The organism is Coleofasciculus sp. E2-BRE-01, assembly GCF_040221695.1.
In the GTDB taxonomy this organism is placed as follows: Bacteria; Cyanobacteriota; Cyanobacteriia; order Cyanobacteriales; family Coleofasciculaceae; genus Coleofasciculus.
On record NZ_JAVKEA010000098.1, the window covers coordinates 1 to 26,094 of the forward strand.

The window sequence follows — 26,094 nt, forward strand, 5'->3', positions numbered from 1 at the left end:
ATTCAGCACTACAGCTATAAACCTGTTCACTGATTGCTTAACTGAATCCGATAGAGCATGATGCTGGCGTTCACATCAAGGTGTCATGACCCGTCTAACGTAGACTGCGGTGAGTCTTGGTCTGCACGTTCCGACTATGTACAGATATGCCTAGATCTGCATAGTTCTGTATATCTGTATAGGTTTTTCGGAACGGTTATTGTTCCTCAGTTAAACCGCCGCCATCTGTTGATGTTCGATTTTTGTCCCCAACAATTTCAGAAACTCGGCTAACCAAGCTGGGTGTGCGGGCCAAGCGGGGGCGGTGACTAAATTGTCATCAACCATGGCTTCATTAACCGGAATGTTGGTATATAATCCGCCTGCTGATTTCACATCGGGTCCACAAGCTGGATACGCGGTACAGCTTTTTCCTTCTAGCACACCAGCGGCGGCTAATACCTGCAATCCGTGACAAATAGAGGCAATGGGTTTATTGGCTTGGGCAAAGTGACGGGTTATCTCTAGAACCGTCTCATTTAGGCGGATATATTCCGGGGCGCGTCCACCGGGAATCACCAAGGCATCATAATCGGCAGCTACCACCTCACTGAATGTGGCATTCAAGGCGAAGTTATGACCCGGTTTTTCACTGTAGGTTTGATCCCCTTCAAAATCGTGAACGGCTGTTTTTACGCTGTCTCCAGCCTTTTTATCAGGACAAACTGCATGAACGGTATGTCCCACCATTTGCAATGCCTGAAATGGCACCATGACCTCGTAGTCTTCGACGAAATCGCCAACGACCATTAAAATCTTTTTTCCACTCATCGTTGTTTAGTCCTCGATATACATCAACGCGATCGCTTCCAATGATGATTATCCTTAATCGTAGCGTTGAAAAGCCGAAGAGGTGATAAATGAATTCAGTAGACCAACAATGACAGACAGTTGCGGTTCTCTAGCTGTAGCCTTAGGTTGGGTTGAGTTAGCAAACCCAACACCATCGACAGGTCAAGTACCCCATCCACCCTACTTCGCACCCACCCTGTCCAAGAAACCTGATATGCCCCAAAGCAACCCTAAGCTGTATTTAAATGGATGACAGCTTTGTGTTACGATTAAACTATCTTCTGTCTTTTCAAGCTTAAACGGGAGAAATCGATGAGATTTATTAGCCCCAAGGTTGATTATGCCTTTAAAAAAATATTCGGCTCCGAACAAAGTCAAGCCATTTTAATCAGTTTTCTCAATGCCATCATTTATGACGGCGAGAAGGTGATTCAATCCTTAACGATTGTCAATCCCTATAATCCCGGTCAGGTGATTAGCTTAAAAGAAACCTATTTAGATGTAAAAGCGGTGTTAGCCGATGGCTCGATTGTGATCATAGAGATGCAAATTGCCTCTATGTCAGCATTTAATAAGCGAGTGGCGTATAATCTGGCAAAAGCCTATAGCAACCAGTTGGCAAAAGGAGAAGATTATCCCCTTCTCAATCCGGCAATAGCGGTGACAATTACGGATTTCATATTATTTCAAAATACAGAGAAAATGATCAGTAAGCTTTCCTTTTATGAAGAAGAGGATAAGTTTCCAATTCTCGGAAATGAACTGCGGCTAATTTTTGTAGAATTACCGAAATTCAAGAAAACCCTGTCTGAGGTACATACTTTGGTAGATAAATGGATTTATTTTCTGAAAGAAGCGGCACGTTTAGAGAGTATTCCTGAGAGTTTGGCAGAAGTATCAGAGATAGAATTTGCGTTACAACTGGCGAATCAAGCCAACATGACAGTAGAAGAATTGGACATTGTTGATCGGCGAGGGATGATGCTGCAAGATGAGAAAGGACGCATTACTTATGCTGAAGAGAAAGGACGACTCACTGAAGCACTTGTCTTAATCATGCGCCAACTTAAAAAGCGTTTTGGAGACATCCCGGCGACGCTCAGCCGCAAAATTGAGGATTTATCTCTTGAAGATTTAGAAAGCTTAGGAGAAGATTTTTTAGACTTCAACAGTTTGGCGGATTTGTCAAGTTGGCTTGAGGAGCGATCGCGCTAAACGAACGTTACAGGAGTCCGATCACGCCACCCAATCTACATTCTAACCTGTGAAAAGCGAGCGATCTGTAGTGCGATCGCCGTAGTAGACTTTGGTTCATCTTCCGGGAAAGAGAATAAAACTAATCAAAACCCTTGCACCGCTATCACCGAAAATGTACCCTTGCTCCCCCTGCTCCCCCAGCGTTCGACTGAACTTCGACAGGCTCAGGGGTCCGCGCTCACGCCGAAGTCTTCCCCTGCTTCCCCCGCTCCCCCTCACCGCAGCACTTATTCAGCAGCCCCTAGCTTAGTCTTGAACCCACACGGAAACCGAACCGCCGTTACACCGAAACTCTGCCCATCCCCATTCATTGGTGTAAATGGGTTCCTTGATATGTTCCGTTAAATCATAGAACTTGGCATTCGGTTTACCCACTTCCATCCACTTATAACCTGGCACACTATCACTCATAATCACTGCCATGGCTTTGGGATGGGCGTGATCCCCTAAGCGAGTCCAACCAATTGTATTGTAGTGATCAAAGTAATCATATTGATCCCCGTAAGCATACTCTTTGCGAGCATAGAGGAGTTTGTCAATAATCCAACGGTGAGAGGGAAGAAAAATCTTGTACCGATTGCCATCTTTGCCATAATCCTCGTATTCTGCACCGTAATAATCGGCATAAAAGACACAAGGATACCCCTCGCGGCGTAATAAAATTATCGCGTAAGCTAAGGGCTTAAACCAGGGTTCTACGGGGGCTTCTAATGACTGTAACGGTTGCGAATCATGGTTTTCTACAAATGTAACTGCATGGGTGGGACGTTGCTGCATCAAAGTGCCATTGAGGATACTCCCCATGTCATAATGTCCACCGGATCGGCTAGCGTAATAAAAATTGTAGTGAAGTGGTACATCAAAGACCGACATTTTGCCATTAACGGCATTGATATACCAATGCAAGGTGTCAATATTGTTTAACCAATATTCACCCACAACAAACAAATCTTTGCCCGCATGATACCGCATCTCATCTAACCATTGCGGGAAAAACCAGGATGAAATATGTTTAATCGCATCCAGACGGAAACCATCCGCGCCTGTGGTATCCAGATACCATTTGCCCCAACGAGTCACTTCATCGCGCACCTCTTGACTCTGGAAATCCAGATCACATCCCATTAAATAGGCGAAATTTCCTTTTTCTAACGCCACATAATCATCAAAAGTTTTACCTTCAAAGAGATAAAGCGTATTCGGTTCCTTGGTGAAATCATCGTAATCCACCGCATCAAAATGCCACCAATGCCATTCAAAGTTAGAATACTTGCCCTGACGACCCGGAAACTTAAAATGAGAATAGGCTTTGATATCCCTTGTCCAGCCTTTGGGATGCAGGCGATCATATTCATTAAAGGGAGTAGCGCGGGCAATCTCTGTCCCTTCACCTCCCATACGATGATTTAAGACAGTATCCCCATAAACTTGTATTCCTGATTCGTGTAAGGCGTTTATCGCGGCTAAATATTGTTCACGAGTGCCGTATTTGGTGCGAACAGTGCCATGTTGATCAAATTCGCCTAGATCATACATATCATACACGGCGTAGCCGACATCATAAGTGCCTCCCATTCCTTTGTAGGCGGGAGGTAGCCACAATGCGGTGAATCCTGCATCGGCTAATTCTTGTGCCTTAGTTTTAACGTCATTCCACAGGATCAGATTGGGATCAATGTACCAGTGGAAATATTGCATCATTGTGCCGTTGATTGACATGTTGAGCCTCTCTTTTTTTTACAGCGGATAAGGGAAAAATTAGTTTCCTCCTGGTTCCCTCCCCTTGCCAAGGGGAGGGTTAGGGTGGGATTTGTATCAAGGGATTGGAGATGTTTTCGCTTAAGTTGAATGGCACTGACTGAAGGTTGGTGGGTTGAGCGAAGCCGAAACCCACCCTACGGTATATCAAAAGTTTTGGCGATCCAAAAATGATTAGTTCAATGCCATTGAGCTTCAGTTAACATCAAGGCGTGAAACCCACTCCGACAACAAACAATCCTTTAGGACACAAACCGAATCACTTCACCCGAACTAGCGGAACCATAACTGACCATTGCTACCTCCTGCCCAGCGGCATTAATTAAGGCAATAATACCCGAACTGTTCCCCAGTTGCATAGTCGTGTAATTAGCTCGCGAAATGGTAAAACGCTTGACTTCCTGCGGTTGCAGCGTGCCACTAATATCTTCGGGACGGTCTAATTTATCTTGCAGTTTCCAACCCGATAAATCAATCGGATTACTCGTGGTATTCTTTAACTCAACCCACTCATTCCCCTCATCACTACCTTCTGGGTTGGGTTGGGTGGCGAAAATGACAACATCACCGTTGTTGTTTGTCACTTCATCAATTGGCTCAACAACAGGTTCATCATTGTCCGGTGTTTCGCCATCATCCATTGCCAAGAAAATGGGGAAAAAAGAACGAATAAATTCACCACGACTGCCATTTGGATTCGTGCTGCGATACAAGACTAAATTATAGGTAGCGTCATTAATGGTAATCCGGCGCTTGTCCGTAATTTTGCCGTGAACACTTTCGTAATAAGCAACGGTTGCCATTGCCATTTCACATTCGGGACTCGGACCAACAAAGAAGCCGCCTTTGGGTTTAAACAGTTTAGCAATCACGTTTCCTTGCATATCAATCACATTATTAATCATCTGCAAGGTGACAACATTTGGATTTTGGGAACCATCCTCTCCTTTTAAGTCATACTTGTATCCCAAATAATTGACCCGCTGATTTTTTTCATCCAGGTAAAACTTCACCCATGAGTGATAACCGGAAATTTTGCCAAAGTTTTCTTTTTTACTTCCCGAATGGATATCGAACTTACCTTCACCGACAAACACATGTTCAAAGCCAGAGGCAAACTCAGTCGATTTGCCGCCATAGTGATTCGTATAAAGTTCAAACCAGATCCGCTGTAGCTTGGTGCGGAATTCTTCTTCCGAAAGACTTTCGCCTAAGTTTTGATTGATATAAGTCCGGGCAAGCTGCATGGGCTTGGTTTTGATTATTTTTGCCAAAAACGCTTGCTGTTCTTGGACTTCTTCCTCGTCCGTCATTTCGGGATCAGCCGCACGAATGGCGTAGTTATCTAAAAGTTGAATAAAGCTGGAATAGGTGCGATCTTTGTCAAAAAGTTTCGCTTCATTTACTTTATGGAAGAGAGGATGAGTCGCTAAATCAATTTCTCGTTTCCCCGCCGCTTTCACCTGTTCATCTAATAAAATATCAGCCTCTGGGTTTTCCCAGTCGCCGGAACTGTTCCGGGGACTGACTGAGAATTGATTCTCATCGTGTTCCCACAGTAGCTGATAAATCGTATCGGCGGTTAGATCAAGGGATTCGGGGGGAAAGGTGGGGACTCCTGGTGTTCCTGGTGTTCCTGGTGTTCCTTGCGTATCGTCCTCTTGGGTAGATACAGGATAGGCAATCCAGGCAACAGCTTCATCTAGATGCGCCCCATCCGCCGAACGTCCCCCGGCGACGACTTCATCAAAGCGAATCTCGAATCCTTCTGGGGTAACATGGCGAAGTCTTAATCCTGGAGTTTCATGTCCGTTATAGGTTTGCGTCATCGGGATAACGGCGACTTGGGTATCCTGAGGAAACGGCGGATCAAATTTAACAGTATGCCATGTGTTAGATTGGCGATCGGCTTTTAAGGCGGGAATAATGCCAACCCGTTGCTGTGATGAGAGTGGGGATTGAGTCGTCATAATTTTTCTCCTGAATGTGAATAAAGGGTAAATCGTCAACTCATATCTTGCTGTACTGGTAATAGGTTTCACGTTACTGTGAGGTGGGCAAGAACAAGGAACGATAATATTAGGATTTCAAGGCTTATAAGCCTTGCCCACCCTACAAATCTGACCTGGTAATACGTTTCACCTATTGCCTAGCGCGTAGCGCTATAACAATAAAGCTTAAACGAAGACTGAACGGCATTCGTTTCCTCTGAGAATGAGTCAACCGACTTACCGTCCTTTTGTCAATTAAATTAAAGATTTGCTTAAGATTCCAGTCGAATCGAGGCAACGACTTGTCCGTGATCTGACTTCCATTTTTTCATGTCTTCGTAACTCAAGGTTTCATCGATGAGATGATCGTTATAAACAGAAACATACGTCACCTTACCGATGCGATCCGGATTTTGTGCCACCAACTCTTCACTTACCATAATATGATCGAGACTCTCGTAGTACCCGTTGTAGATATGGGTGTAGTAGAAATCACCGTAACTCTGACGCGCCTGAATGTCCTTGACACTATAAAGGAGTACGTCCCAGATTTCCTGCTTTTGGGCAAATCTTAGTTTTTCCCAAGGGGGTTCACCGGAAATAATTTTACTGGTTACGGCTAAACCACTATCATTTAAATCTCCGATCACAATGACTGGACGTTTGCGGTTTTGCAGCGTTTCCATGAGAATTACCCGTAACGCCGTGGCTTCAGCCGCCCGACGCAGTAACGCCCTGGCTTGTCCCTTGGCTTTTTCCACGGGGTCACTGCGATCGGCATCTTCAGGTATGATAGGGCGTTTAGACTTAAGATGAGCCACAAATACAGTGCATTCAACCGTATCACTTAAGGCAAGATCAACCGATAACAGGGGACGGGAAAAGCTATGCAGCGGAATGTCTGTCCCTTCCATATCGATACGTGCCTTTTCGGGGAATTCGGTGAAGATTTGGTGGTTGAGAACCGGAACTTTCGACAGCAGCGCTACGGTTGGTTTGTCCCCGGTGGGATTGGCGGTAATTAGATTAGCATTGGCACAGTCTGGGGTTTCGGTGAGGATTTCTCGCAAGGCTTCCTCGTGAAACAGTTCCTGGAACCCGATGATATCTGCATCCATTTGTTCGATTTGACGGGCAATCCAGGTTTTTTTGCGCTGATAAAGTTCTGGGCTATATTTATTGGTTTCGTAATAGGTGACATTGGGCAGAACCAGATTATAAAGGTTAAATGTGCCAACGTTCAGTGTTTTCTGGCGAACTGGACGTTTTGAGGGTGTTTCCGGTTGCGAGGCACAACTGCCACAAATGACTTTTTCTAGAACATCTTCAAAGCCTTTGAGGGTGTCTTTGTCGGTAAAGGCTTGTCCCCCGGTTTCTGATGCGACTCTGGCATATTCGCTTTGGATACTCTCTCGATGTTTACTCTTCGACTTACCCAAATAGGTGTGAATCGTGACATTGGCGGCTTTAGCTTGGGATATGGCGCGATTAGCGGCTTCAATATCCTCTTGGGTGGTTTGAGGACCTCCGGCTTCTAAGGCTTCATCCCCTAGGTAAAAGATTGCCCGGGCGGCATCCTCGCGCCAGTTAAAGTGATTGGCAATATCTTCAATGGTACGGCGACCCGAGTTAATTAAGTGGACGAGTGTTGTTAATTGATGCAGCGGGTCGCCCCTACAGGTCTTTAAAGAGGGATTTTTTGTTACCGAGGGGTGGAGATAGGGCGACCCGAGTGAATTGAGTGGACGAGTGTTGTTAATTGATGCGGCGGGTCGCCCCTACCGATCTTGAACACAAAATTAGTTATAATGTGGCGGCAAATTGTTCAATTTTTTGAATCACCTCATCTACGGAATCGGTAATCGCCAACAGTGAACTGTATTCTCTCCCCGCCGCTAATTGCGCCAATAACGGAAACACGGGTTTTTTACATTTCCAGTAATCTTCGCCTAAGAAAATCATCGGACTCACCACACCAAAGGAGTTGTAATGGTTCTGACAAGCGTCTTGGAAGATTTCTTGAATGGTTCCGGCACTCCCTGGAGAATAGATTACCCCATATTTCGCGATCGCGAGTAACCCTTCTTCCCGGATACTATTAGCAAAGAGTTTGGCAATGTGGGTGGCGAAAATGGTGGGCGGTTCGTGACCATATAACCAGGTGGGAATCCCTAAACTCTCTGGATATTGCCCATTTTTATCCTGAAGTGGGTATTTTTGTTTCACCGCAAAGGCGGTATCTAACCATTGTTCCATGGGCTTATAAATCGGTGCAGCCGCTAGAATCTCCACCGCATCCTCCAATTCCACCTGGGAACAATAGGCAAACCATGCACCTAAATGGGTGGCTTCCATGGCACCGGGTCCACCACCACTGGTCATTAAATAGCCGCGACGGGTCAATTCTCCAGAAATTTGCGCCACTTTGATATAGTTGGGATCACTCCGTTTTAGGGAATGTCCGCCCATAATTGCCACAACTTTTCGCCCATCAATCAGTTCTTCTAGGGCATCGGTAATCGCATGATCATGTAACCGTTGGGCGAGGGTTTCTAGAATACTGGCGGGGTGATCTTTGCCATTGTTGACATAATGGTCATAGACTCGACCATCCAGGGTATGACCATAGCTTCCTGTTACCCCAACCTGATAATCGCCCATTAATTCATCGGGAGAATAAAGGCGGTTGCGATAAGCATTGTATGGAACATAGGTCAAGGGTGGAAAAACTAATCCACCTGTATTTAAAATATAGGTTAAAGTATCGGGTGTCAGACGACAGCCTAAAAAGACGGTATTGGTTAAGTCGTAGTTTTTTAATATTTCAGAATACGCCGTTAAATCCAAGCTTTGAAAAACAACATTGGCAAGACTTTGTTTGTCTTTAAGATACTGGTCAAATTCATCGAGGGATTCAATTTCTAGAGGAATAATTGAATTGGGTTGGCGATGAGTGGCTGAGGGCTGAGATTGACGTGACATGTTATTTTTGCATAAACGGCAATACACATTATCTATTACTGAGGGGTGAAAATGGGGCGACCCGAGTGTATTGAGTGGATGGGGATTGTTCCTTGATCCAGCGAGTCGCCCCAGCTGTTACCGATGGCTAAAGATAGGGCGACCCGAGTCAATTGGGTGGATAAGTATTGTTCATTGATGCAGCGGGTCGCCCCTACATCCTGTTAATTGCCGTTTATTCTAACATGATTCATTATTTTATTCGCCGACTGTTTCTCTGGAAACTTGAGTCGTATTAACGGGACAAGCCGGACTCGCATCCACCTCTTCAACCTTCCTGACTTTGCGAATAATTGTGATTTCTTCCTCCCGCCGAACTACAGTGCGAACCGGGGTAACACAGACAATATCCCTTGCCGGATCACGTCCGAAACTGTCAAAACTTAACGTGGCTAAATTTCCTACACTGACAGAACTAGGGCGTTTGCTGCGGTAAGAGTAATCAACTTCAGCTTCAACCTTTTTACCCGATTTATCTGACGGTGTTTCCGGGGATGAATCGGAATCAGACATCACCTTCTTTTTAACTTTTTCTTTTTCTTCGATTAAGTGAGTAACGCTAACCGGTTCAATGGCTAAAACAACTTGCCCTTGGTTATCGTCCTTATAGGTGTCAAAGAATAATCCACAAATCGTTGTCTTTTCTTTGACCTCAAGAGGGATGAAATCCTCATACCCATTCAGCGACAGCCAGCTTTGTTCAACTTCAATACCTGTGAGTTTAGTGATGAATTTGCCCCCTTTGACCCAAAGAATTGCCCAGGGTTCTAATTTAAACTTTTGTTCTCCTGACCAATACTGGGCATTTCCTTCGCGAATTGTCACTTTATAGGTTCCCGGTTCGAGATCAATATAGTTGGTCTGCCATTGCTGGAGACTCCTCAAGTTGTCCGGATTCAATAAATGACAGTTGGTTGTACTATCAACAGTTAGGGTTTGAGGCGTTGTCGTCGATTTGTTGTCTGTAATGGAGAGGGTAACTGATTCACTGTTATCGGTGTTATTGATATCAAAGAACAAGGCACATACAACAGCTTTATCTTTGATCTCTAAACTTAAGGGGTCATCATAGCCATTTAGGGTTGTCCATGTTGCCCCGGTTTCAAAGCCCGTGTTTTTATTAACAAACGTACTGCCATCTATGCCATAAATCCAGAGTAAGACAAAGGGTTCGCCTTGCCCTTTATCTTCGGCATAGCTGTAGCGACCACTGGCAATTTTTAGCGTATAGGTTCCTTGATCTAAGTGAATCGAGTTTGCCACATTAGACTGTAGGTGTTCCATCGCACCTTGGTCAATAACATAGCAATGCTCTTGGGTATCAATGGTTAATAGAGTCATGGATTTCTCCGGAGTAATTGTAGTCGTCGGTGTGGTTGGTTGAGGGGTTGATTGGGTCACAGGTTGATAAACAGTAAGTCCCGCCCAACGCCCTCTCGGTTCAGTCATGGTGACTAAGGTTCCTGTACCTGTTTGCGGATCAATACGGATGAGTTGACCATCTTTACCTAAATTAAAGAAATTACCTGTGACGCCATAAAGAGTATCACCAATAAAGTCCATACTGCCAAGATCAGGGAAGCCAATATTGCCAATAAAATTGACTGCACCTGTATCAAGATCACAGGTTGCCAATAATTTTTGGTGGTCATAACCAATTAGGGTAATATAAGCGATGCCATCAGCCGCAAAAGTGACTTCACCACAGTTGCGTTCTCGATCCTTAATGGTTACCACGGGTGTCCCTTTTCCGGTGGCGGGATTAATGGAAATTAATTGTTTGGCACTGGTAGCATACAGGGTTTGGCGCTGGTGGTGATAGGCTAAACCAGCAACCGCAAAACCAATATCACCAATCACCGTGGCTTCCCCAGTGGTGGGGTTAATATTGAGGAATAATGTGGTTTGACCATCATCAGTTTGATCGAGTCCATAAAGTTGGGAATCGACAAAAGCAATATCAGTTACGGAGGTGGCGATCGCGCCAATTAATTGGGTGTTCCCTGTCACTAAGTCTAAGGTATACAAATTACTGGGTTGATCCGATTGATAATCCTGAAGATAGACGGTTCCAGGTGTTAGATCTCCGCCAGATGTTTTGGATAAACTCATTTTTCTCTCCTACTATCTTTTATCTAGGCTTTAAACACTCAAGGGGCGGGTTTAGTCATATCGAGGTGGCAAAAAATGTTAGTCGTTCAACCCGCCCTTACAGACGTGCCATGGCACGTCTCTACACCTTAGCTTTGACTGGGTAAAACATTGGGAATCTCCTGATTCATTTGCAGTTTCTCAATTGCGTCTTTAATCACCTCCAGCAATAGCTGATTCTTCTGCTGCTGCGCCAACTGAACCGCTTTCTGCAAGTCCGCGATCGCCTTTTGTTTTTGCTTCAGTTTAATCTGGACTAAGCCGCGATTATAATAGGATTCAATATGATTCGGACAAAGGGTTAAGGCTTGGTCGTAATTCTTGAGTGCCTCTTTATATTTTTGCAGGGCATAGTAAGCATTGCCGCGATTATTATAGGCTTCATGATTTTGACTATCAAGCGTAATGGCTTTGGCATAGTTGCTAATGGCTTGCACGAAGTTATTTAAATAGTAGTAGCTATTGCCGCGATTATTATAAGCTTGAGCATAGTTAGGATTGATCGCGCTTGCTTTATCGTAGCTGTCAATCGCTTGTTGATATTGATTTAAGGCTATATAGGTATTTCCTAAATTATTATAACTTTCAGCATAGTCAGGATTGAGTTGAATTGCCTGACTAAAGTCTGCCAGGGCTTTTTTATACTCGCTTAAATTATAGTAAGCATTACCGCGATTATAGTAAGCCCGCTCGTACTTAGGATTAAATTTAACCGCTTGCGTATAATCCGCGATCGCTTGATTATAATCCCCTAGTAAATAGTAGGTATTTCCTCGGTTATTATAGGCTTGTAGATAGCTAGGATTCAGTTTAAGCGCATCATTATAATTTTGCAAAACTTCTTGATAGTCATTTAAAGCAAAAAAGCAATTGCCACGATTGTAATATGACAACGCCAAATTTGGATAAGCTTGAATCGCTTTGTTGTAAATCTCAATTGCCTGCTCATACTGTCTTGCCTGATACAGCGTTTCGGCTTGTCGATTATAATTAATTGCCAGATTTCGCTTGTATTCCAAAACAGCAGGTAAAATCAAGCCTAAAATTATCATTAGTCCAAAACTGCTTATGATAAAACCGAAAACAACACCGATTGATTTAAGGATTTTGGCAAGACGCTTCAATGTACAACCCCCATTGATTCTGGAATACAGTCCCAATCAATTTTAGTTTAGAGTTTAAAGGAATTTTTTTAAATATTCAATCAGTTTTGGCGTTTGCATCACGCCCTTGATGCGACTGGCTTGTTCACCTTCGATAAATAAAATTGAAGTCGGCAACGACTGAATCTCATACTGAGAGGCTAGTTTTGGGTATTTCTCTGTGTTTATTTTCACCACTTTGATGCGATCTCCCATTGCCGTCTTCACCTGCTCTAAAATAGGAGACATCATTTTGCAGTATCCACACCAGGTTGCATAGAAGCTGACTAAAACCGGCGTAGGAGAATTCTGAATTAAATCTTGGAAACTCGAAAAATTATGCTTAGTTGCCATTTCATTGAGTTGCAAGCCGCTGTAACATAAACAAAGCCAGATAAACCCAGTCAGGCTATCTGGCTCATTGGATGAATTACGATTCTACTTGTTGTTCCTGAAAGACTACTTCGCCCTCTTGTTGAACTTGAGCCATTTGAGTGGTATTGATTGGGCAAGCCGGACTCGCATCGATTTCTTCCACCTTTCTTACTTTGCGAATCAGCACAATTTCCTCTTCGCGCCGAATCACTGTGCGAACTGGAGTTACACAAACAATATCGGTAGCAGGATTACGTCCAAAGCTATCAAAGCTAAGTGATTCCAGGGGAACAATATAACTTGAACCTTTAGAATTTTGCTCGCTCATAGTCTAAAACCTTATTTGTCAAAGCAACATTGGCAACATTCTTAGTATTACAGCTTAGAGTTGAGAAATATAGTCCCTAAAGTTCAGATCTTGAATAGAGAATTTTTGGCTCAAATCCTAATAATGCACAGAATTACATCTTAGTCAATACCTATAAGTCATAGAATTAATTGAACTAAAACGTATCTCTGATTCAATTCCTTACCTTGTTAACCAAACAGAGATTTCATAGCGAAAATATGTAATATATTGCAATAATTGTCGATTACTGATTCATATCCCCCAGCCCATATCCGAAACATGAAGGCAAAAGACATTCTTCAACGTTATGCAACTCAGGAAAGAAACTTTCAATCGATTCGCTTTAACCAAGTTTCCTTAAGTGGTGTCGATTTGAGCGGCGCTGACTTCAGTTATGCCAATCTCAGTTGCGCTGACTTAAATCAAAGTATTCTAAAACGGGCTAAATTTATCTGGTGCGATTTAAATCAAGCAAACTTAAAAAATAGTAACTTAGATCAAGCAAACTTACTCTATGCCAGCTTGCTGTGGGCAAATCTCAGTGAAGCCAGCTTAATCCAAGCCAACCTCAGTAATGCTCGCTTAAATCATGCTAATCTTCAGTCAGCTTGCTTAAACGCCGCCAATCTCACTAATAGTTGCTTAGACGTCGCTTGTTTAACCCACGCTGATTTAAGGGGGGCAGATTTGTTCCAAGCGAATTTAAAAGGAGTGGATGGTACCGAGGCGATTTTTAATCAGGCGAAGCTGTGTCAAACCAACTGGGAAGAAGCCATTCTCACCAAGGCTTTATTGTGTCAGACTGACTTGGAAGGAGCGCAACTCCACAAAACGATTTTATGTGGTGCAGACTTAAGCGAAGCGGATTTAGTTGAAGCCGATTTAAGTGATGCTGACTTAACCGGGGCAATATTGCGACAGGTTGCCTTAGAATTAGCTATCCTTGTGAATACAGATTTGAGCGATGTTGATTTGAGTCGAGCCTCTCTGTTTAAAGCAAATTTAGAAGGAGCGGTGCTTGACGGAACAGTGTTAGTGGATGCCGATTTACGTTATGCCAACTTAAAAGACACCCAACTCCAATCCGTAAATTTATCCGGTTGTCGAGTTAAAGGAGCGCTATTTACCAATGCCATCGGCTTAAGCCGAACTCAAAAGCAATGGCTAATTGAAAAAGGTGCATTGAATATTGAAATCGATGACTATTAAACCCAGCCTTATTCAAAAAACCGAAAATTTTATTCATCAAAAAACCGGAAAAACGCTTAGTTCATTCAAAAAATTGTCTTGCAAGAATCATTAAATGAAACCCCTAAAACCTATGTACAAATTGCTCGTGAAAATCACTATTCTGAAAAATATATCCGTCAACATGTTGCGCCAAATCTATGGAAATTAATATCAGAGGTTTTCGGAGAAAAAGTTAATCGAACAAATTGCCGTGCTGTCCTCGAACAAAAAATTCCAAATGCCTCTATTCCTAAAAACCAGCATCTCGCTACGGGTATAGAGACGTTACGTTCAGAATCTCCAGAAGGACAAGTTCCGCTCAACTCTCCTTTGTACATTGAACGGCATAACCTTGAGCAAACCTGTTATCAAGAAATTCTCAAGAAAGCCGCACTGATTCGCATCAAAGCCCCGTGTAAAATGGGCAAAACGTCTCTCCTGAGTCGGATTCTTGCTTACGGAAAAACCCAGAATTGGGCGACTGTGCGCTTAAGTTTAAACCAACTTGAAACTAGCCGATTGGCGTCTACGAATCAATTCTTGCGCTGGCTGTGCGCGAATGTTACCCAGCAGTTAGGATTAGACTCTAAATTAAATGAGTATTGGGATGAAGATGTTGGCACATTAGTCAGTTGTACCCTTTATTTTCAAGAACATATTTTGAACAACCTTGATAGTCCGCTAATTTTGGGATTAGATGAGATTAATCAAATGTTTGAATATCAAAGCCTTTCCCGTGATTTTCTGGTTCTATTGCGTCACTGGCATGAAAAGGGAAAAGATTTAGCGATTTGGCAAAAGTTGCGAATTATTCTGGTTCATTCCACTGATATTTATATTCCGATACAAGCAAATCAATCTCCCTTTAATATCGGTGTGCCAATTGAGTTACCCCCGTTTAATCAGCGTGAAGTCGAAGAGTTAGCCCAACGGCATGGACTTAAAATAACGCCGTCTGAATTGCACCAGTTAATGCTGCTCACAGGCGGATATCCTTATCTGATTAGACTAGGCTTTTATCATGGCTTACAGCACCATTTGCCTTTGAAAGAACTGGTTTCAAATCCGGGTGTTTATCAAGCCATTTTTAAGCCGCATCTTTGCAATTTATCTAGAAAAATCAAACAGAATATTGATTTAAGTGAATCATTTAAAAAGATATTATTATCCCCGGCATTTTTAAACGAAGAGATTATGTTTGAGTTGAAAAGCCTAGGATTAATTACTTTAGATCTTAATCAAGTCAAGGTAAGCTGTCAATTATATCAGGATTATTTTACGAATTACTTTAACCTCTAACCAATAAGTAGGTGGGGACAATTAAGTAGGTGGGGACAATTAAAGTTAACGGCTGAGATCGTCATTCGTCATTTGTCATTTGCTTCCCCATCTTCCCCATCTTCCCCAGCTCCCAGACGTGCCATGGCACGTCTCTACATTACTTCCCCTGCTTCCCCAGCTCCCTACCCCCCACAACACTTATTCAGCAGCCCCTATCTACTTATCTCCATTTTGCATTACCTTTTCCTGATTAATTTTGTACCATAAAACTCGATATAAATCTAACGGTTTAGCTTTTCCCTTCACTCGCATTGGCGGCATTTTTTCTACAGGAATAGTTCGGTCATTGAGTTTATCTAACGTACTTTGAGCGATTAAAATTTCATTGGGTTTGGCTAAATTACAAATCCGACTGGTCACATTCGTGGTATCACCAATCGTGGCATATTGAATCAGTTTTGCCGAACCGATATTTCCCGCCGCCACATTCCCCGTATTTAAGCCGATGTGAATTTGAATCGGTCGTCTTTTGCGTTGAATCCATACTTGATTTAAACGACGAACTGCCCATTGCATATCAATCGCTGCTTTTACAGCTAAATCGACATCATTGGGTTTGCGATAGGGAGCGCCCCAAACCGCCAACAACGCATCACCAATATATTTTTCTAATGTTCCTTCATAGGGGAAAACAATCTCCTCAACCATCACCTGGAAATACTCATTCAGCATTTCAATAATTTGCCGAGGTTCCATTTGGGAAGACATTTTGGTAAAGTTACTAATATCCGCAAACAGCGCTGTTACTTCCGTATCAACGATTTCTAAATTGCCTTCCTCCCGCAGCTTACGACTCACCGTTCGCGGAAAGAACCGTTCTAGTTTATCCCGCATCACCGCCTCCGCCTCCATCTGGGTATAAAGGCGAGAATTCTCAATCGCGATCGCGGCTTGGTTTGCCAGACAAGTTAAGAACTCCAAGTCTTCCTCAGAATAGAGATGCGTCATCGATAAGTTATCCACGTACAAAACACCGATAACCGTATCTCTCGGTTTGAGCGGAACACACATCGCGGCGTGAATCCCTTGTTTGAGAATCGAGACGGAATCATTAAACAAGGTGTCAATTCGGGCATCATCCGTTAAGATGCCATTGCCTTGCTTGCGAACAAAATTAGCAATCCGTTTGCTGTAAAACTGAGTATTATCTTGATAATCAGATTGCAGCTTTACCGCTTTCTGTTCCAGTTTTCCGGTCTGTTCATCAACCATCAAAATCGCTGCCCGATCCACCTGCATGATCTCAAACAACAGATCCAAAATTTTTTGCATCAGTCGGTCAGATTCTTCAGGAGAGGAAAGCTGTTTGCTCACCTCTAGCAAAATTTGCAATTTATCAACCGAACGCTGATGAGCATCTTGGTCGCGGAGTTTTAAAACTGAATGTTCTGCTTTATCAGGTTGCAGTAATTCTCGCATCGTAATCCGCGTCTTCTCAGGCGCAACCTGCCGGAGAATCGAAAGATTCGAGGTATCCTCATTGATCGGTTTTTGTTGAGGAGTGGGAAAGGTTTTCACAAATTTGAAAAACACACTACCAAAGCGAATTAAATCCCCATGCTTGATTTGACATTCCTCTATTTTACACTCGTTAACAAACGTGCCATTGAGACTTTGCAGATCCGTCAGTGTGGCACTGTCTGAGTCTGAGCAAATAACGATTTGGGCATGGTGACGAGAGAGATACCCATGAAGTACGACAATTGTGTTATCGTCTTCACGCCCGATGGTATTAATCCCCGACTCCAAGGTATAAACTTTTTGATTAGGAGTATCGGGATCGTAAATTAAGTAAGACACGCCCCATCCTCACCCTTAATGATCATTTCATTTAAGATAGCGAATGCTGGAGACTTGCTCCCAGTCGCTTGTGGTCAATCTCCCACCTGAGGCTTCCGATACACTAGAAAAGGTTGGCAATCGGGACTTTATCCACCACTCTAGACAAATCAGCATGGCGCGATCGCTCACATACACTCAAGCACCCTGGCTAGAAACCTATACTGAGATTATTGATGTTCGCAGCCCCAGTGAGTTTGCTGACGATCATCTGCCCCAAGCGATCAACCTACCCGTCCTCAATGATGAACAACGGGCGAAAGTGGGAACCCTTTACAAGCAAGTCTCCCCCTTCCAAGCCCGAAAACTGGGTGCTGCCCTGGTTGCTGGTAACATTGCTCAACATCTTGAGTCTCACTTTGCCGCTAAAGACAAAGACTACCATCCCCTAGTGTACTGCTGGCGTGGCGGTCAACGTTCTCATAGTCTGGCTGGCGTCTTAAATCAAATTGGCTGGCGAGTGACTGTTCTAGAAGGTGGCTATAAAACCTACCGCACTTATGTGCGCCAGCAACTCGAAACGTTACCGCCCCAGTTTACATTTCAGGTGTTATCCGGTTTCACGGGTAGCGGGAAAACCTATATTTTACACCAGTTAGCGCAACGCGGCGTCCAAGTCGTTGATTTAGAAGGTTTGGCAAATCATCGCGGTTCCCTACTCGGTCAACAGTGGCAAGATAAACCAACCCCTCAACCGTCGCAAAAACAGTTTGAATCCTTACTCCTGTTGGCATTACAACGCTTTGACCCCAGTCAGCCGATTTGGGTAGAAGCCGAAAGCAATAAAATTGGACAGCGTTATTTGCCCCCCTCCCTTTGGCAACAAATGAAGCAGGCGAACTGTATTGAAATTCAACTCCCCCAAGCGGTAAGAATAAAACGGCTGCTGCAAGAGTATCCCCACTTCATCAGCCATCCCGACGTATTGAAACGCAAGCTAGGGTTCTTGAAATCACGCTACGGTGGGCAAACAATTCGGCGCTGGTATCGTTTAATTGACACCGAACAATGGCATACATTAGTCGGAGAATTGCTGAGTCACCACTATGATCCAGCCTACCGTCGTTCCATTGGGCATCTGTACCAAGAAGCCTCACGTATTATAGAGATTGATGAGGTATCGGATACTACCGTAGAAGCGTTGCTTGAGCAGGTTGAGTAATGAGGGCAGGTATGGAAGTATGTCAGGGACAGCATAAAATGTATAGCATTTTCTTATGAGATGTGAAACTCACGAGAGTGGAAAAAGGGAATAGGCAACACCTCGGACTTCGGCGTGAGCGCTCAGTCGAACGCTTCGCTCGGTGTGTCATAGACAATAGGCAATAGCAGGAGAAAGATGCGTCTGTTTTTTGTGCCAGGAGAAACTGGCATTGGGTTCCATGAATAATTTGAAAACACTATATTAAATAAATATTGACAAACAAAGGAGTAAAGTATGAGATTTATAAGCCCAAAAGTAGATTATGCTTTCAAGAAAATATTTGGATCAGAACAAAGCAAAGAGATATTGATCAGCTTTCTGAATGCTATTGTTTATGATGGAGATCAAGTTATTAAAGACTTAACCATCGTCAACCCCTACAATCCCGGTCAGACACTCAGCTTAAAAGACACTTATTTAGATGTTAAAGCCGTTTTAGCTGATGGCTCTATTGTGGTCATAGAAATGCAAATTGCATCAATGACTGCTTTCAACAAAAGGGTGGCTTATAACTTGGCAAAAGCTTATGCAAATCAGCTAGTTAAAGGAGAAGATTACCCCCGGCTTAATCCAGCCATGGCAGTTACTATTACAGATTTTATCCTCTTTCAAGAAACAGAAGATGTCATCAATCAATTTGTGTTTCAGGAGAGGGAGAAAAAGTTTGAGATTCTCAATCAGGAATTACAGCTAATCTTTGTCGAATTACCTAAGTTCAAGAAAACTCTCTCCGAGTTAACGAGTTTGACAGATAAGTGGATTTATTTTCTGCGAGAAGCTGCGATGTTGGAGGATATTCCTGAGAGTTTAGGAGAAGTATCGGAAATAAAATGGGCATTAAATCTGGCTAGCCAAGCCAATATGACAGTGGAAGAATTAGACATAGTGGATCGGCGGGGGATGATGTTACAAGACGAGAAAGGGCGGATAATTTATGCAGAACAAAAAGGTGAGCAAAAAGGAGAATCGCGATTAATTATGCGACAACTTAAAAAGCGTTTTGGAGAAATACCGATGGAAACAAGCAGTCAAGTTCAAAATTTATCTATTGAAGATTTGGAAAGTTTAGGAGAAGATTTTTTAGAGTTCGACAGTCTGGAAGATTTGGAAAATTGGTTGATGGAGAGATAGTCAGCTTAAAGCAAGAGGAGGCGATTGAAATCGCTGCTACACAAACAAAGTCCGCCTGCGCGGACTGGTTTATAACAGGGGTAGCTAACCCGGTTTTGGTATCATTTGGTAGAGACGTTGCATGCAACGTCTCTACAACATGGTTATATTAACGCTGCAAAATCAAGGCATCCACTCCAGTATAATCCCGACTCGACTATCTTTTTCTTCTGTCGAGTTTTGCTTCTGAATATCGGTGGATAAGCGTAAGTCTGGGGTAACCGCATACCCAACTGACAAGGTGGTTAAACCGACTTCATCCTCACTCCCTGGGGAGACAAAACTTTGGGTTAAAGATATATCAGCCGCACCTGTGCGAGATAAAACCAACTGCAATTTCACACCGAGATTTACGCCATCTGTGGTATAGTCATTCGACTCCAGATAGCGATAACCCACCAGGGGAGCCACATTTACATAATTTCCCAAAGGACGCAGATAATACCGCAAGTCTACACCAAACGCTTCGCGATCGCCATTAAATGAGGTGTGATAATCCCCACTGACGGTGAAACCGCTACGATTGATAAATATATCTTCGACGCCGATATTCAATCCCCCCGCTTGTTCAGTTGAGGGAAACTGAGAATAGCCGAACCGGAAGCGGGTGCGAAAACTGGGGTCATGGTGTATTTCTTCTAAAACATTGGGTACGTCTTGCAACCAGCGTTGTAATACGGGACTATTCTCGATAATCTCTGGATTTAACTCCAATTCCTGGGCGGCTGAGTTTGATGGGGTTTCAGATTGAGCCGTCAGGTTTATTTCGGGAATTGGGGTTGGGATTGTGTCTAACGTTTGGCAAGATGTGTTACCCCAACTGGGTACAAATATCCATAGTAAACCTAAGCTTAATTGCCAACATTTTCTCGAAAAATAGTTAACTGGGACTAGGGAATAGGAACTCGGAAAGATACTGTTGGCGAATTTTTGTTGGCTCATATTAAAGGAGTGGAGGCGGAGTTATGGAGGTGTAGGGGCGGGTTTTACTGATAACATTTTGGAGACAACCCTTAACGTCACTAAACCCGCCCTTCTTTTACCCTCCTTGATTCCCTCTTTATTCCCCCCTTTCAAAGGGAGACTTTGCTGGCGAATGTTACAAAAGAGCGTGAAATCCAATAAAATCGTTAGCCGCTCTAACGTATTTCGGTCATTCTAGGGCAGAATGTTAAATTCGCCAGCAGTATCAAAGGGGGGCTAGGGGGGATGGAGAAGGGGTTAGGGGATGAGGGTGAAACGGTACATAACCCAAAGGCTTACTATCATTGATGTTCACCTTAAGTTGACACGGATGAAGGCTTGCGCCCCACATAAGTACCTCTTAGAGGTTTGTCGTAAGATGCGAGCGTTTATAGCGCTAAAGCGCTTACTACAAACTTAGTACAAACCTTAAAACCGTTCCACATCCTTAAACTGGGCTGACTTTTGAGCATTGGCGGCTTCGCCACAGGTGCGAGGCGTGGGAAATACTTTTCCGGGATTCGCCAAGCCTTTAGGATTAAACACCTGATTAATCCATTTCATAGTCTCCAAATCCGCTTCACTGAACATATCGGGCATAAAACAGTTTTTATCTGCACCAATCCCATGTTCCCCCGAAATACTTCCACCCGCATTCACACAAAGTCGCAGAATTTCCCCGCCTAATTCTTCTACCTGCTCAAATGCACCGGGAATTGATTCATCGTACAGAATCAAAGGATGTAAATTGCCATCTCCCGCATGAAAAACATTGGCAATCCGATAGCCATACTTTTCACTTAAGGCTTCAACGTCTTTAAGTACCTGCGCTAACTGTGTCCGAGGAATTACCCCATCTTGGACAAAATAATCGGGACTCAGATGTCCCGCCGCCGCAAATGCTGCTTTGCGTCCTTTCCATAGTTTTAACCGCGTTTCGGGGTCACTGGCGGTGGTAATGGTTCGCGCTCCATTCTGTTGACAGAGTTGAGTCACACGCTTTTTGTTGGTGCTTACTTCTACCTCTAACCCATCTAATTCCACTAACAAAATCGCTCCCGCATCTCTGGGATAACACCCTGTCGCCACCACATCTTCTACCGCATTAATGCTGAGATTATCCATCATTTCCATTCCGGCTGGAATAATCCCCGCACCAATAATATCGGCAACGGCAGCACCGGCAGCTTCTATACTGGTAAAATCTGCCAGAACCACACAGATGGATTCTGGGGTTTTGAGAATTCGCAGCGTAATTTCTGTGGCAATTCCTAATGTGCCTTCGGAACCCACAAATAACCCGGTTAAATCATATCCCGGCATTTCCGGAATGGTGCCACCGACATCGACAATTGACCCATCGGGAACTACCAGTTTTAAACCCAAAACATGGTTTGTGGTCACACCATATTTGAGACAATGAACCCCGCCCGAGTTTTCAGCCACATTACCGCCAATGGAACATATAATCTGACTGGAGGGGTCTGGGGCATAATAGAATCCGGCACCACTTACGGCTTGAGTCACCCAGTTGTTGATGACTCCCGGTTGAACCACAATCCGTTGATTGTCTAGGTCAACATCCAGGATGCGCTTCATCAAGGCGGTGACAATTAAGACACAATCTTCTACGGGTAAAGCCCCGCCCGATAAACCTGTCCCTGCACCTCGCGCCACCCAAGGGATATTATAGCGATCGCACAGTTTTACAGCAGCCGCCACTTGTTCCGTGGTGCGGGGGAGTACCACCAAGGCTGGACGTTGGCGATAACTGGGTAATCCATCACATTCGTAGGTGAGTAATTCCTCCTTGCGGCGAACCACACCCTTTTTACCAATAGCTGCTTCAAATTCCTTGATAATGGGTTTCCAGTTCCGTTTGGACTTGGCTTGGGTCAACATAGGTCGATTTCACGAGTACCGCTACGGGGAAGTTAAACATTAAACGCTTAGACGGTAGGGGCGAGTTTTGGCATTCAGTTTACCTGCAACCGATAACCCATCAACAAAACCTGCCCTTCGTCCTTCATCAAAAAAAGGTTGATAAAATACTATTCTCAGGGAATTAAGGCTTTTATTTCAACTACGCATACCTTACCTCATTAGTCAACCTTTGTTGTAACCCGTAACGAATCTCGCTTTATGCCGTTTTTGTCTCTAGCAAGGGTGATAGATAGGGGGTTTCAGATTCTTGACTACCGACAAAAAATGTACTTGACATCAGAGCCGGGGATTGAAAACCAAGCTCATTGGACTCTTGACGTCACTTTGGCTGAAGATGCTTCCCGTATTCGTTCTTTCCATAGTTCTCGGAATGCAAGCTCTCTTGCGGCGCATAGCTCTGGGTCTTCCGTATTTAGCACACTAAGTCCGGAAGAATCCCATAAATTTACTTGTCTTGACTTTTAAATTTATCATTTTTTCAACATAAATTAAACTGAAATTCATATTTACTTAGAATTTACAAATCTATAAGCCTTGCTGAATCTTCTGTAAAATCCTTCAATCTCTATAGACAAGACAATCACGGATTCAGTAAAGTAGAGAACTATAAGGGATTACTACTTATTACGTTTTTAAGTCAGAGTACCCTAAGTTTTCTAAACCTATTCCCCCTCTATTGAACATGAAACAACTACCTTTACGTCTCCTAAGCTCCAGCTTACTCGCTACCAGCATTACCCTCATGTCTGGCTTTGTTTCAGCCAACGCGGTACAAGCCTCAGCTATTTCCTTGGATAACACCAGCACATCAACAAATACACTTACCCATGACGCTTCCGCTCAAGTAAATGAAGCAAATAGAAGATTCTCCATTAGCACTATGCCTCATATTCCTGAGCATAATCCTCATCATGATCATGGTTCTACGTCCCAACCCACTATGCTAATAAGTTTTGCCTTAATGATTGGTTCTATCGCTGCCACAGCCGCACGTTATCGGCAGTCTTGCTAAATATTGCCATGTTTGTCGGCTAGAGCGTCGGTCAAGTATTCCTAGAAACCGGGTTTCTCGTAAGAATGACAACTCCATATCAAGTTTCACCCCCAGAAATCCGGTTTCTTGACCGATGTCCCTAGCTGATAGAGGTAAGAAGTTAAATAATGCTTCTTACCCTTTTTTTGTTTTTGAAGGAGCAAAGCTGTAGGGTCGGGTTTTACTGAGAACGTTCTGTCGATGTCCAAGGATTTGACTAAACCTGCCCTTCTAGAGGAGTAAGGAAGGGATTTATTTTTAGGTGTTTTTACGGATGAAACGGATTGGCGGAGGCAATATACTGTATTTTATTCCTTTTCATTTATCATGGCTTTATAAATGAATACGTTTTACTAAAGTTTCCATAAAGTTGGACACTTTTTATAGACAACACCGTCAAACAGTCAGTAACGTAGTAAATAAGAACCAGGTGCTGATTCTTCTGCCATCCTAAAACAGTCCAACGCATTTTCTAGTCCTACAAGTAAAGTAAAAGAACATGACAACCTTCACCTCTGGTTTACTGGGTTCCGGCTTACTCGCTACAAGCATTGCTCTCGCGTCTTCTTTAGTTGCAGCTAACGCCGCACAAGCCTTAACCCTTAACTTTGATAGCACCAGCACCTCAACCAATGACCCAGCCACAGGCGCTTCGGCTCAGGTAGACTTCGATTTCGTGGATGTCGCCGGGGGTGGTGTTCAGTTAGATTTAACTTTACTCAATACCACAGGTCAACTAGATAGTTTATTCGGATCAGGAGCAACTGATTCAGATTTCGTCGCCTTTGGATTTGATGTATCTGATTCAATTTCATCCTACACCTACGATCCTCTGAGCAGTCCCTTTACTCGGCTTTTCGGAGATGCCAGTTTAACTTCAGATAGTGTAGAAGGTTCTGCGGTAATTAGTGGTGCTGGTGGTCAAAATGTGTTTGACATTGGTATTCGCGTTGCTGGCTCAGGAACGTTTGGTGGTGGAAACCCAAATGGTGGACTCAATCCAGGAAAGTCTGCACAAGTTAGATTCATCCTCGATACAACTGATAATGCACAAGCGGTTGAACAAGCGTTTGCGAATTTATTTAATGGCGAAGAATTTCGCGCTGTGGCTCGTTTCCAGAATGTTAATGCTGGAGAGGGTTCTGACAAGTTACTGGTGAATAGAATTTCCAATGGTGATCCTGATGATAATGGTGACGTATCTGTCCCCGAACCCGGTACGCTAGCAGGTATAGCCTTGATTGGGGGTTCTTTAGCCGCAGCGCGTCGCCGCAAGTCTTGCTAAGTATTTAATTGTTAATCGGCTGGTTGATGGGGTTAGAAGTTTAGATATACTTCCAACCCCTTTTTTTTGGGATCGTTAGGTAAGCGCGATCGCACTTAAACCCTTAAACCCCGGCGATTAAAATCGCGGCTTGACAAACAAAGTCCGCCTACGCGGACTCACGAAAAATAGGGGCGATCGCATTCTCCACCCCAAAACACGCGATCGCACACCGTCTCTTAGTCTTACTCTATCCCTATTGCTGCCTAGTCTTGAGCCACCGGATGAACTGATACCGCCTCAATCGATATCATCGGGTAAGTCGTCGATTGACATTCCCATCCACTCAGTTGAAAGTGTATTGACGATGTAAATACATCCTGCCTACACTTAGAGGCATGGACGTATATTTCGTACTCAACGGCATCACCTTTGTTTGGAATGAACAGAAGGCGCGGCAAAATCCTGCCAAGCATGATGGTGTTACCTTCCAACAGGCTACAGAAGCTTTCTTCGATCCCTTTTTAGTTGTCGTTGATGCGAGTCGCAATGATGAAGCGCGAGATGCTGTCATTGGTTTGGATAAACGCTGGAATCTCCTGTATGTGGTTCATATTGAGCGGGATGATGACATGATTCGGATTATTTCGGCTCGTAAAGCAACGAGAAAGGAGCGTGACTACTATGAAACCTGAAGCCTTGAAAAAACGATTGGATAAAAACCGTCCGATGACCAGTATCACTATTCGCATTCCTGAAGATGTGGTCGAGGATCTCAAGCGGGTGGCTCCATTACTGGGGTTTTCGGGTTATCAACCCTTAATTCGTGCTTATATTGGTCAGGGGTTACGAGCTGATCTTGAGCGATTAGAAGGAGATACGGTTTCTGCTTTAATTGCTAGTCTAAAGCGTCGCGGCGTTAGTGATGATGTGATTCATGAAGCACTCAGCGAAGTGGCTCAAAACTGAATCTGATTAGAGAGGCGATCGCACTCTCCACCCCAAAACATGCGATGCAAGGGAGCGCACTCCTCAAGCTGATCGCCCACCTTCTCTCAGTCTTACTCTATCGCTGTTGCTATCACCAGCGCTTTTTTGGAAAGTGGATGCCTGATGCACCGTTTGAGGTGTTTTCGATGCGGATGTGGTAACTTCTATCGTTCAAGAGTAACATCGTATCCCCTTTGGGTAGGGGCGCAAGGCTTGCGCCCTCTCAAGTTACTCAGCGTTA

The 26,094-nt window shown here is 43.8% G+C and carries 23 protein-coding genes; 11 read left to right on the forward strand and 12 right to left on the reverse strand.

Annotated features, from left to right (window positions below; all coding sequences use genetic code 11):
• Nucleotides 1-210 precede the first annotated feature (210 nt).
• Entirely contained in the window at nucleotides 211-810 is a 600-nt protein-coding gene (locus RIG66_RS11930) for a DJ-1/PfpI family protein (protein ID WP_446378266.1), read from the reverse strand.
• Nucleotides 811-1,143: 333 nt separating this feature from the next.
• Between RIG66_RS11930 and RIG66_RS11935 the strand changes: the two genes are divergently transcribed.
• Nucleotides 1,144-2,046 carry an Rpn family recombination-promoting nuclease/putative transposase gene (locus RIG66_RS11935; protein WP_446378268.1) on the forward strand — a complete coding sequence of 301 codons (903 nt, stop codon included), beginning with the start codon at nucleotides 1,144-1,146 and terminating at the stop codon, nucleotides 2,044-2,046.
• 288 nt (nucleotides 2,047-2,334) lie between these two features.
• On the opposite strand, the gene RIG66_RS11940 is transcribed toward RIG66_RS11935, so the two are convergent.
• The 8 genes from RIG66_RS11940 to RIG66_RS11975 all read right to left on the reverse strand — a co-directional run bounded on the left by RIG66_RS11940 (nucleotide 2,335) and on the right by RIG66_RS11975 (nucleotide 12,854).
• Nucleotides 2,335-3,807: an alpha-amylase gene (locus RIG66_RS11940; protein WP_446378270.1), complete on the reverse strand. Its 1,473-nt coding sequence runs from the start codon at nucleotides 3,805-3,807 to the stop codon at nucleotides 2,335-2,337.
• A 281-nt stretch (nucleotides 3,808-4,088) separates the two neighbouring features.
• Nucleotides 4,089-5,816 carry a lamin tail domain-containing protein gene (locus RIG66_RS11945; protein WP_446378272.1) on the reverse strand — a complete coding sequence of 576 codons (1,728 nt, stop codon included), beginning with the start codon at nucleotides 5,814-5,816 and terminating at the stop codon, nucleotides 4,089-4,091.
• A gap of 293 nt (nucleotides 5,817-6,109) precedes the next feature.
• Complete coding sequence (locus RIG66_RS11950; protein WP_446378274.1) at nucleotides 6,110-7,276, reverse strand: endonuclease/exonuclease/phosphatase family protein; 1,167 nt, start codon at nucleotides 7,274-7,276, stop codon at nucleotides 6,110-6,112.
• A 364-nt stretch (nucleotides 7,277-7,640) separates the two neighbouring features.
• A complete protein-coding gene (locus RIG66_RS11955; RefSeq protein ID WP_446378276.1) occupies nucleotides 7,641-8,819 on the reverse strand; it encodes an LOG family protein in 1,179 nt (392 codons plus the stop codon).
• 237 nt (nucleotides 8,820-9,056) lie between these two features.
• A complete protein-coding gene (locus RIG66_RS11960; RefSeq protein WP_446378278.1) occupies nucleotides 9,057-10,970 on the reverse strand; it encodes a hypothetical protein in 1,914 nt (637 codons plus the stop codon).
• Between the two features lie 128 nt (nucleotides 10,971-11,098).
• The gene (locus RIG66_RS11965) at nucleotides 11,099-12,061 is read right to left on the reverse strand and encodes a tetratricopeptide repeat protein (protein ID WP_446378280.1); all 963 of its coding nucleotides are present in this window, start codon (nucleotides 12,059-12,061) and stop codon (nucleotides 11,099-11,101) included.
• A 126-nt stretch (nucleotides 12,062-12,187) separates the two neighbouring features.
• A complete protein-coding gene (gene trxA, locus RIG66_RS11970) occupies nucleotides 12,188-12,505 on the reverse strand; it encodes a thioredoxin (protein WP_446378282.1) in 318 nt (105 codons plus the stop codon).
• Nucleotides 12,506-12,581: 76 nt separating this feature from the next.
• The gene (locus tag RIG66_RS11975) at nucleotides 12,582-12,854 is read right to left on the reverse strand and encodes a hypothetical protein (protein WP_446378284.1); all 273 of its coding nucleotides are present in this window, start codon (nucleotides 12,852-12,854) and stop codon (nucleotides 12,582-12,584) included.
• A gap of 300 nt (nucleotides 12,855-13,154) precedes the next feature.
• Between RIG66_RS11975 and RIG66_RS11980 the strand changes: the two genes are divergently transcribed.
• Nucleotides 13,155-14,084, forward strand: coding sequence for a pentapeptide repeat-containing protein (locus RIG66_RS11980; protein ID WP_446378286.1), 930 nt, complete (start codon nucleotides 13,155-13,157; stop codon nucleotides 14,082-14,084).
• A gap of 78 nt (nucleotides 14,085-14,162) precedes the next feature.
• Nucleotides 14,163-15,404, forward strand: coding sequence for an AAA-like domain-containing protein (locus RIG66_RS11985; RefSeq protein WP_446378288.1), 1,242 nt, complete (start codon nucleotides 14,163-14,165; stop codon nucleotides 15,402-15,404).
• Between the two features lie 198 nt (nucleotides 15,405-15,602).
• Here RIG66_RS11985 and RIG66_RS11990 read toward each other — a convergent pair whose 3' ends face one another.
• A complete protein-coding gene (locus tag RIG66_RS11990) occupies nucleotides 15,603-17,246 on the reverse strand; it encodes an adenylate/guanylate cyclase domain-containing protein (protein WP_446378290.1) in 1,644 nt (547 codons plus the stop codon).
• Nucleotides 17,247-17,400: 154 nt separating this feature from the next.
• On the opposite strand from RIG66_RS11990, the gene mnmH reads away from it, so the two are divergent.
• A complete protein-coding gene (mnmH, locus tag RIG66_RS11995) occupies nucleotides 17,401-18,447 on the forward strand; it encodes a tRNA 2-selenouridine(34) synthase MnmH (RefSeq protein ID WP_446378372.1) in 1,047 nt (348 codons plus the stop codon).
• A 276-nt stretch (nucleotides 18,448-18,723) separates the two neighbouring features.
• On the forward strand, nucleotides 18,724-19,620 hold the full coding sequence (locus RIG66_RS12000) for an Rpn family recombination-promoting nuclease/putative transposase (protein WP_446378292.1): 897 nt from the start codon (nucleotides 18,724-18,726) through the stop codon (nucleotides 19,618-19,620).
• Between the two features lie 162 nt (nucleotides 19,621-19,782).
• On the opposite strand, the gene RIG66_RS12005 is transcribed toward RIG66_RS12000, so the two are convergent.
• Entirely contained in the window at nucleotides 19,783-20,601 is an 819-nt protein-coding gene (locus tag RIG66_RS12005) for a hypothetical protein (protein WP_446378294.1), read from the reverse strand.
• Nucleotides 20,602-21,051: 450 nt separating this feature from the next.
• Nucleotides 21,052-22,524, reverse strand: coding sequence for a glycolate oxidase subunit GlcD (gene glcD, locus RIG66_RS12010; RefSeq protein ID WP_446378296.1), 1,473 nt, complete (start codon nucleotides 22,522-22,524; stop codon nucleotides 21,052-21,054).
• Between the two features lie 724 nt (nucleotides 22,525-23,248).
• On the opposite strand from glcD, the gene RIG66_RS12015 reads away from it, so the two are divergent.
• The 6 genes from RIG66_RS12015 (at nucleotide 23,249) to RIG66_RS12040 (ending at nucleotide 26,014) form a co-directional block, all read left to right on the forward strand.
• On the forward strand, nucleotides 23,249-23,578 hold the full coding sequence (locus tag RIG66_RS12015; protein ID WP_446378298.1) for a hypothetical protein: 330 nt from the start codon (nucleotides 23,249-23,251) through the stop codon (nucleotides 23,576-23,578).
• 520 nt (nucleotides 23,579-24,098) lie between these two features.
• Nucleotides 24,099-24,884 carry a PEP-CTERM sorting domain-containing protein gene (locus RIG66_RS12020; RefSeq protein WP_446378300.1) on the forward strand — a complete coding sequence of 262 codons (786 nt, stop codon included), beginning with the start codon at nucleotides 24,099-24,101 and terminating at the stop codon, nucleotides 24,882-24,884.
• A 130-nt stretch (nucleotides 24,885-25,014) separates the two neighbouring features.
• Nucleotides 25,015-25,236 carry a hypothetical protein gene (locus tag RIG66_RS12025; RefSeq protein WP_446378302.1) on the forward strand — a complete coding sequence of 74 codons (222 nt, stop codon included), beginning with the start codon at nucleotides 25,015-25,017 and terminating at the stop codon, nucleotides 25,234-25,236.
• 25 nt (nucleotides 25,237-25,261) lie between these two features.
• Nucleotides 25,262-25,558, forward strand: a complete 297-nt coding sequence (locus RIG66_RS12030) for a BrnT family toxin (RefSeq protein ID WP_446378304.1) — start codon at nucleotides 25,262-25,264, stop codon at nucleotides 25,556-25,558.
• Complete coding sequence (locus RIG66_RS12035; protein WP_446378306.1) at nucleotides 25,548-25,832, forward strand: hypothetical protein; 285 nt, start codon at nucleotides 25,548-25,550, stop codon at nucleotides 25,830-25,832. The genes RIG66_RS12030 and RIG66_RS12035 overlap by 11 nt, the downstream gene beginning before the upstream one ends.
• Before the next feature lie 44 nt (nucleotides 25,833-25,876).
• Nucleotides 25,877-26,014 carry a hypothetical protein gene (locus RIG66_RS12040; protein WP_446378308.1) on the forward strand — a complete coding sequence of 46 codons (138 nt, stop codon included), beginning with the start codon at nucleotides 25,877-25,879 and terminating at the stop codon, nucleotides 26,012-26,014.
• Nucleotides 26,015-26,094 lie beyond the last annotated feature (80 nt).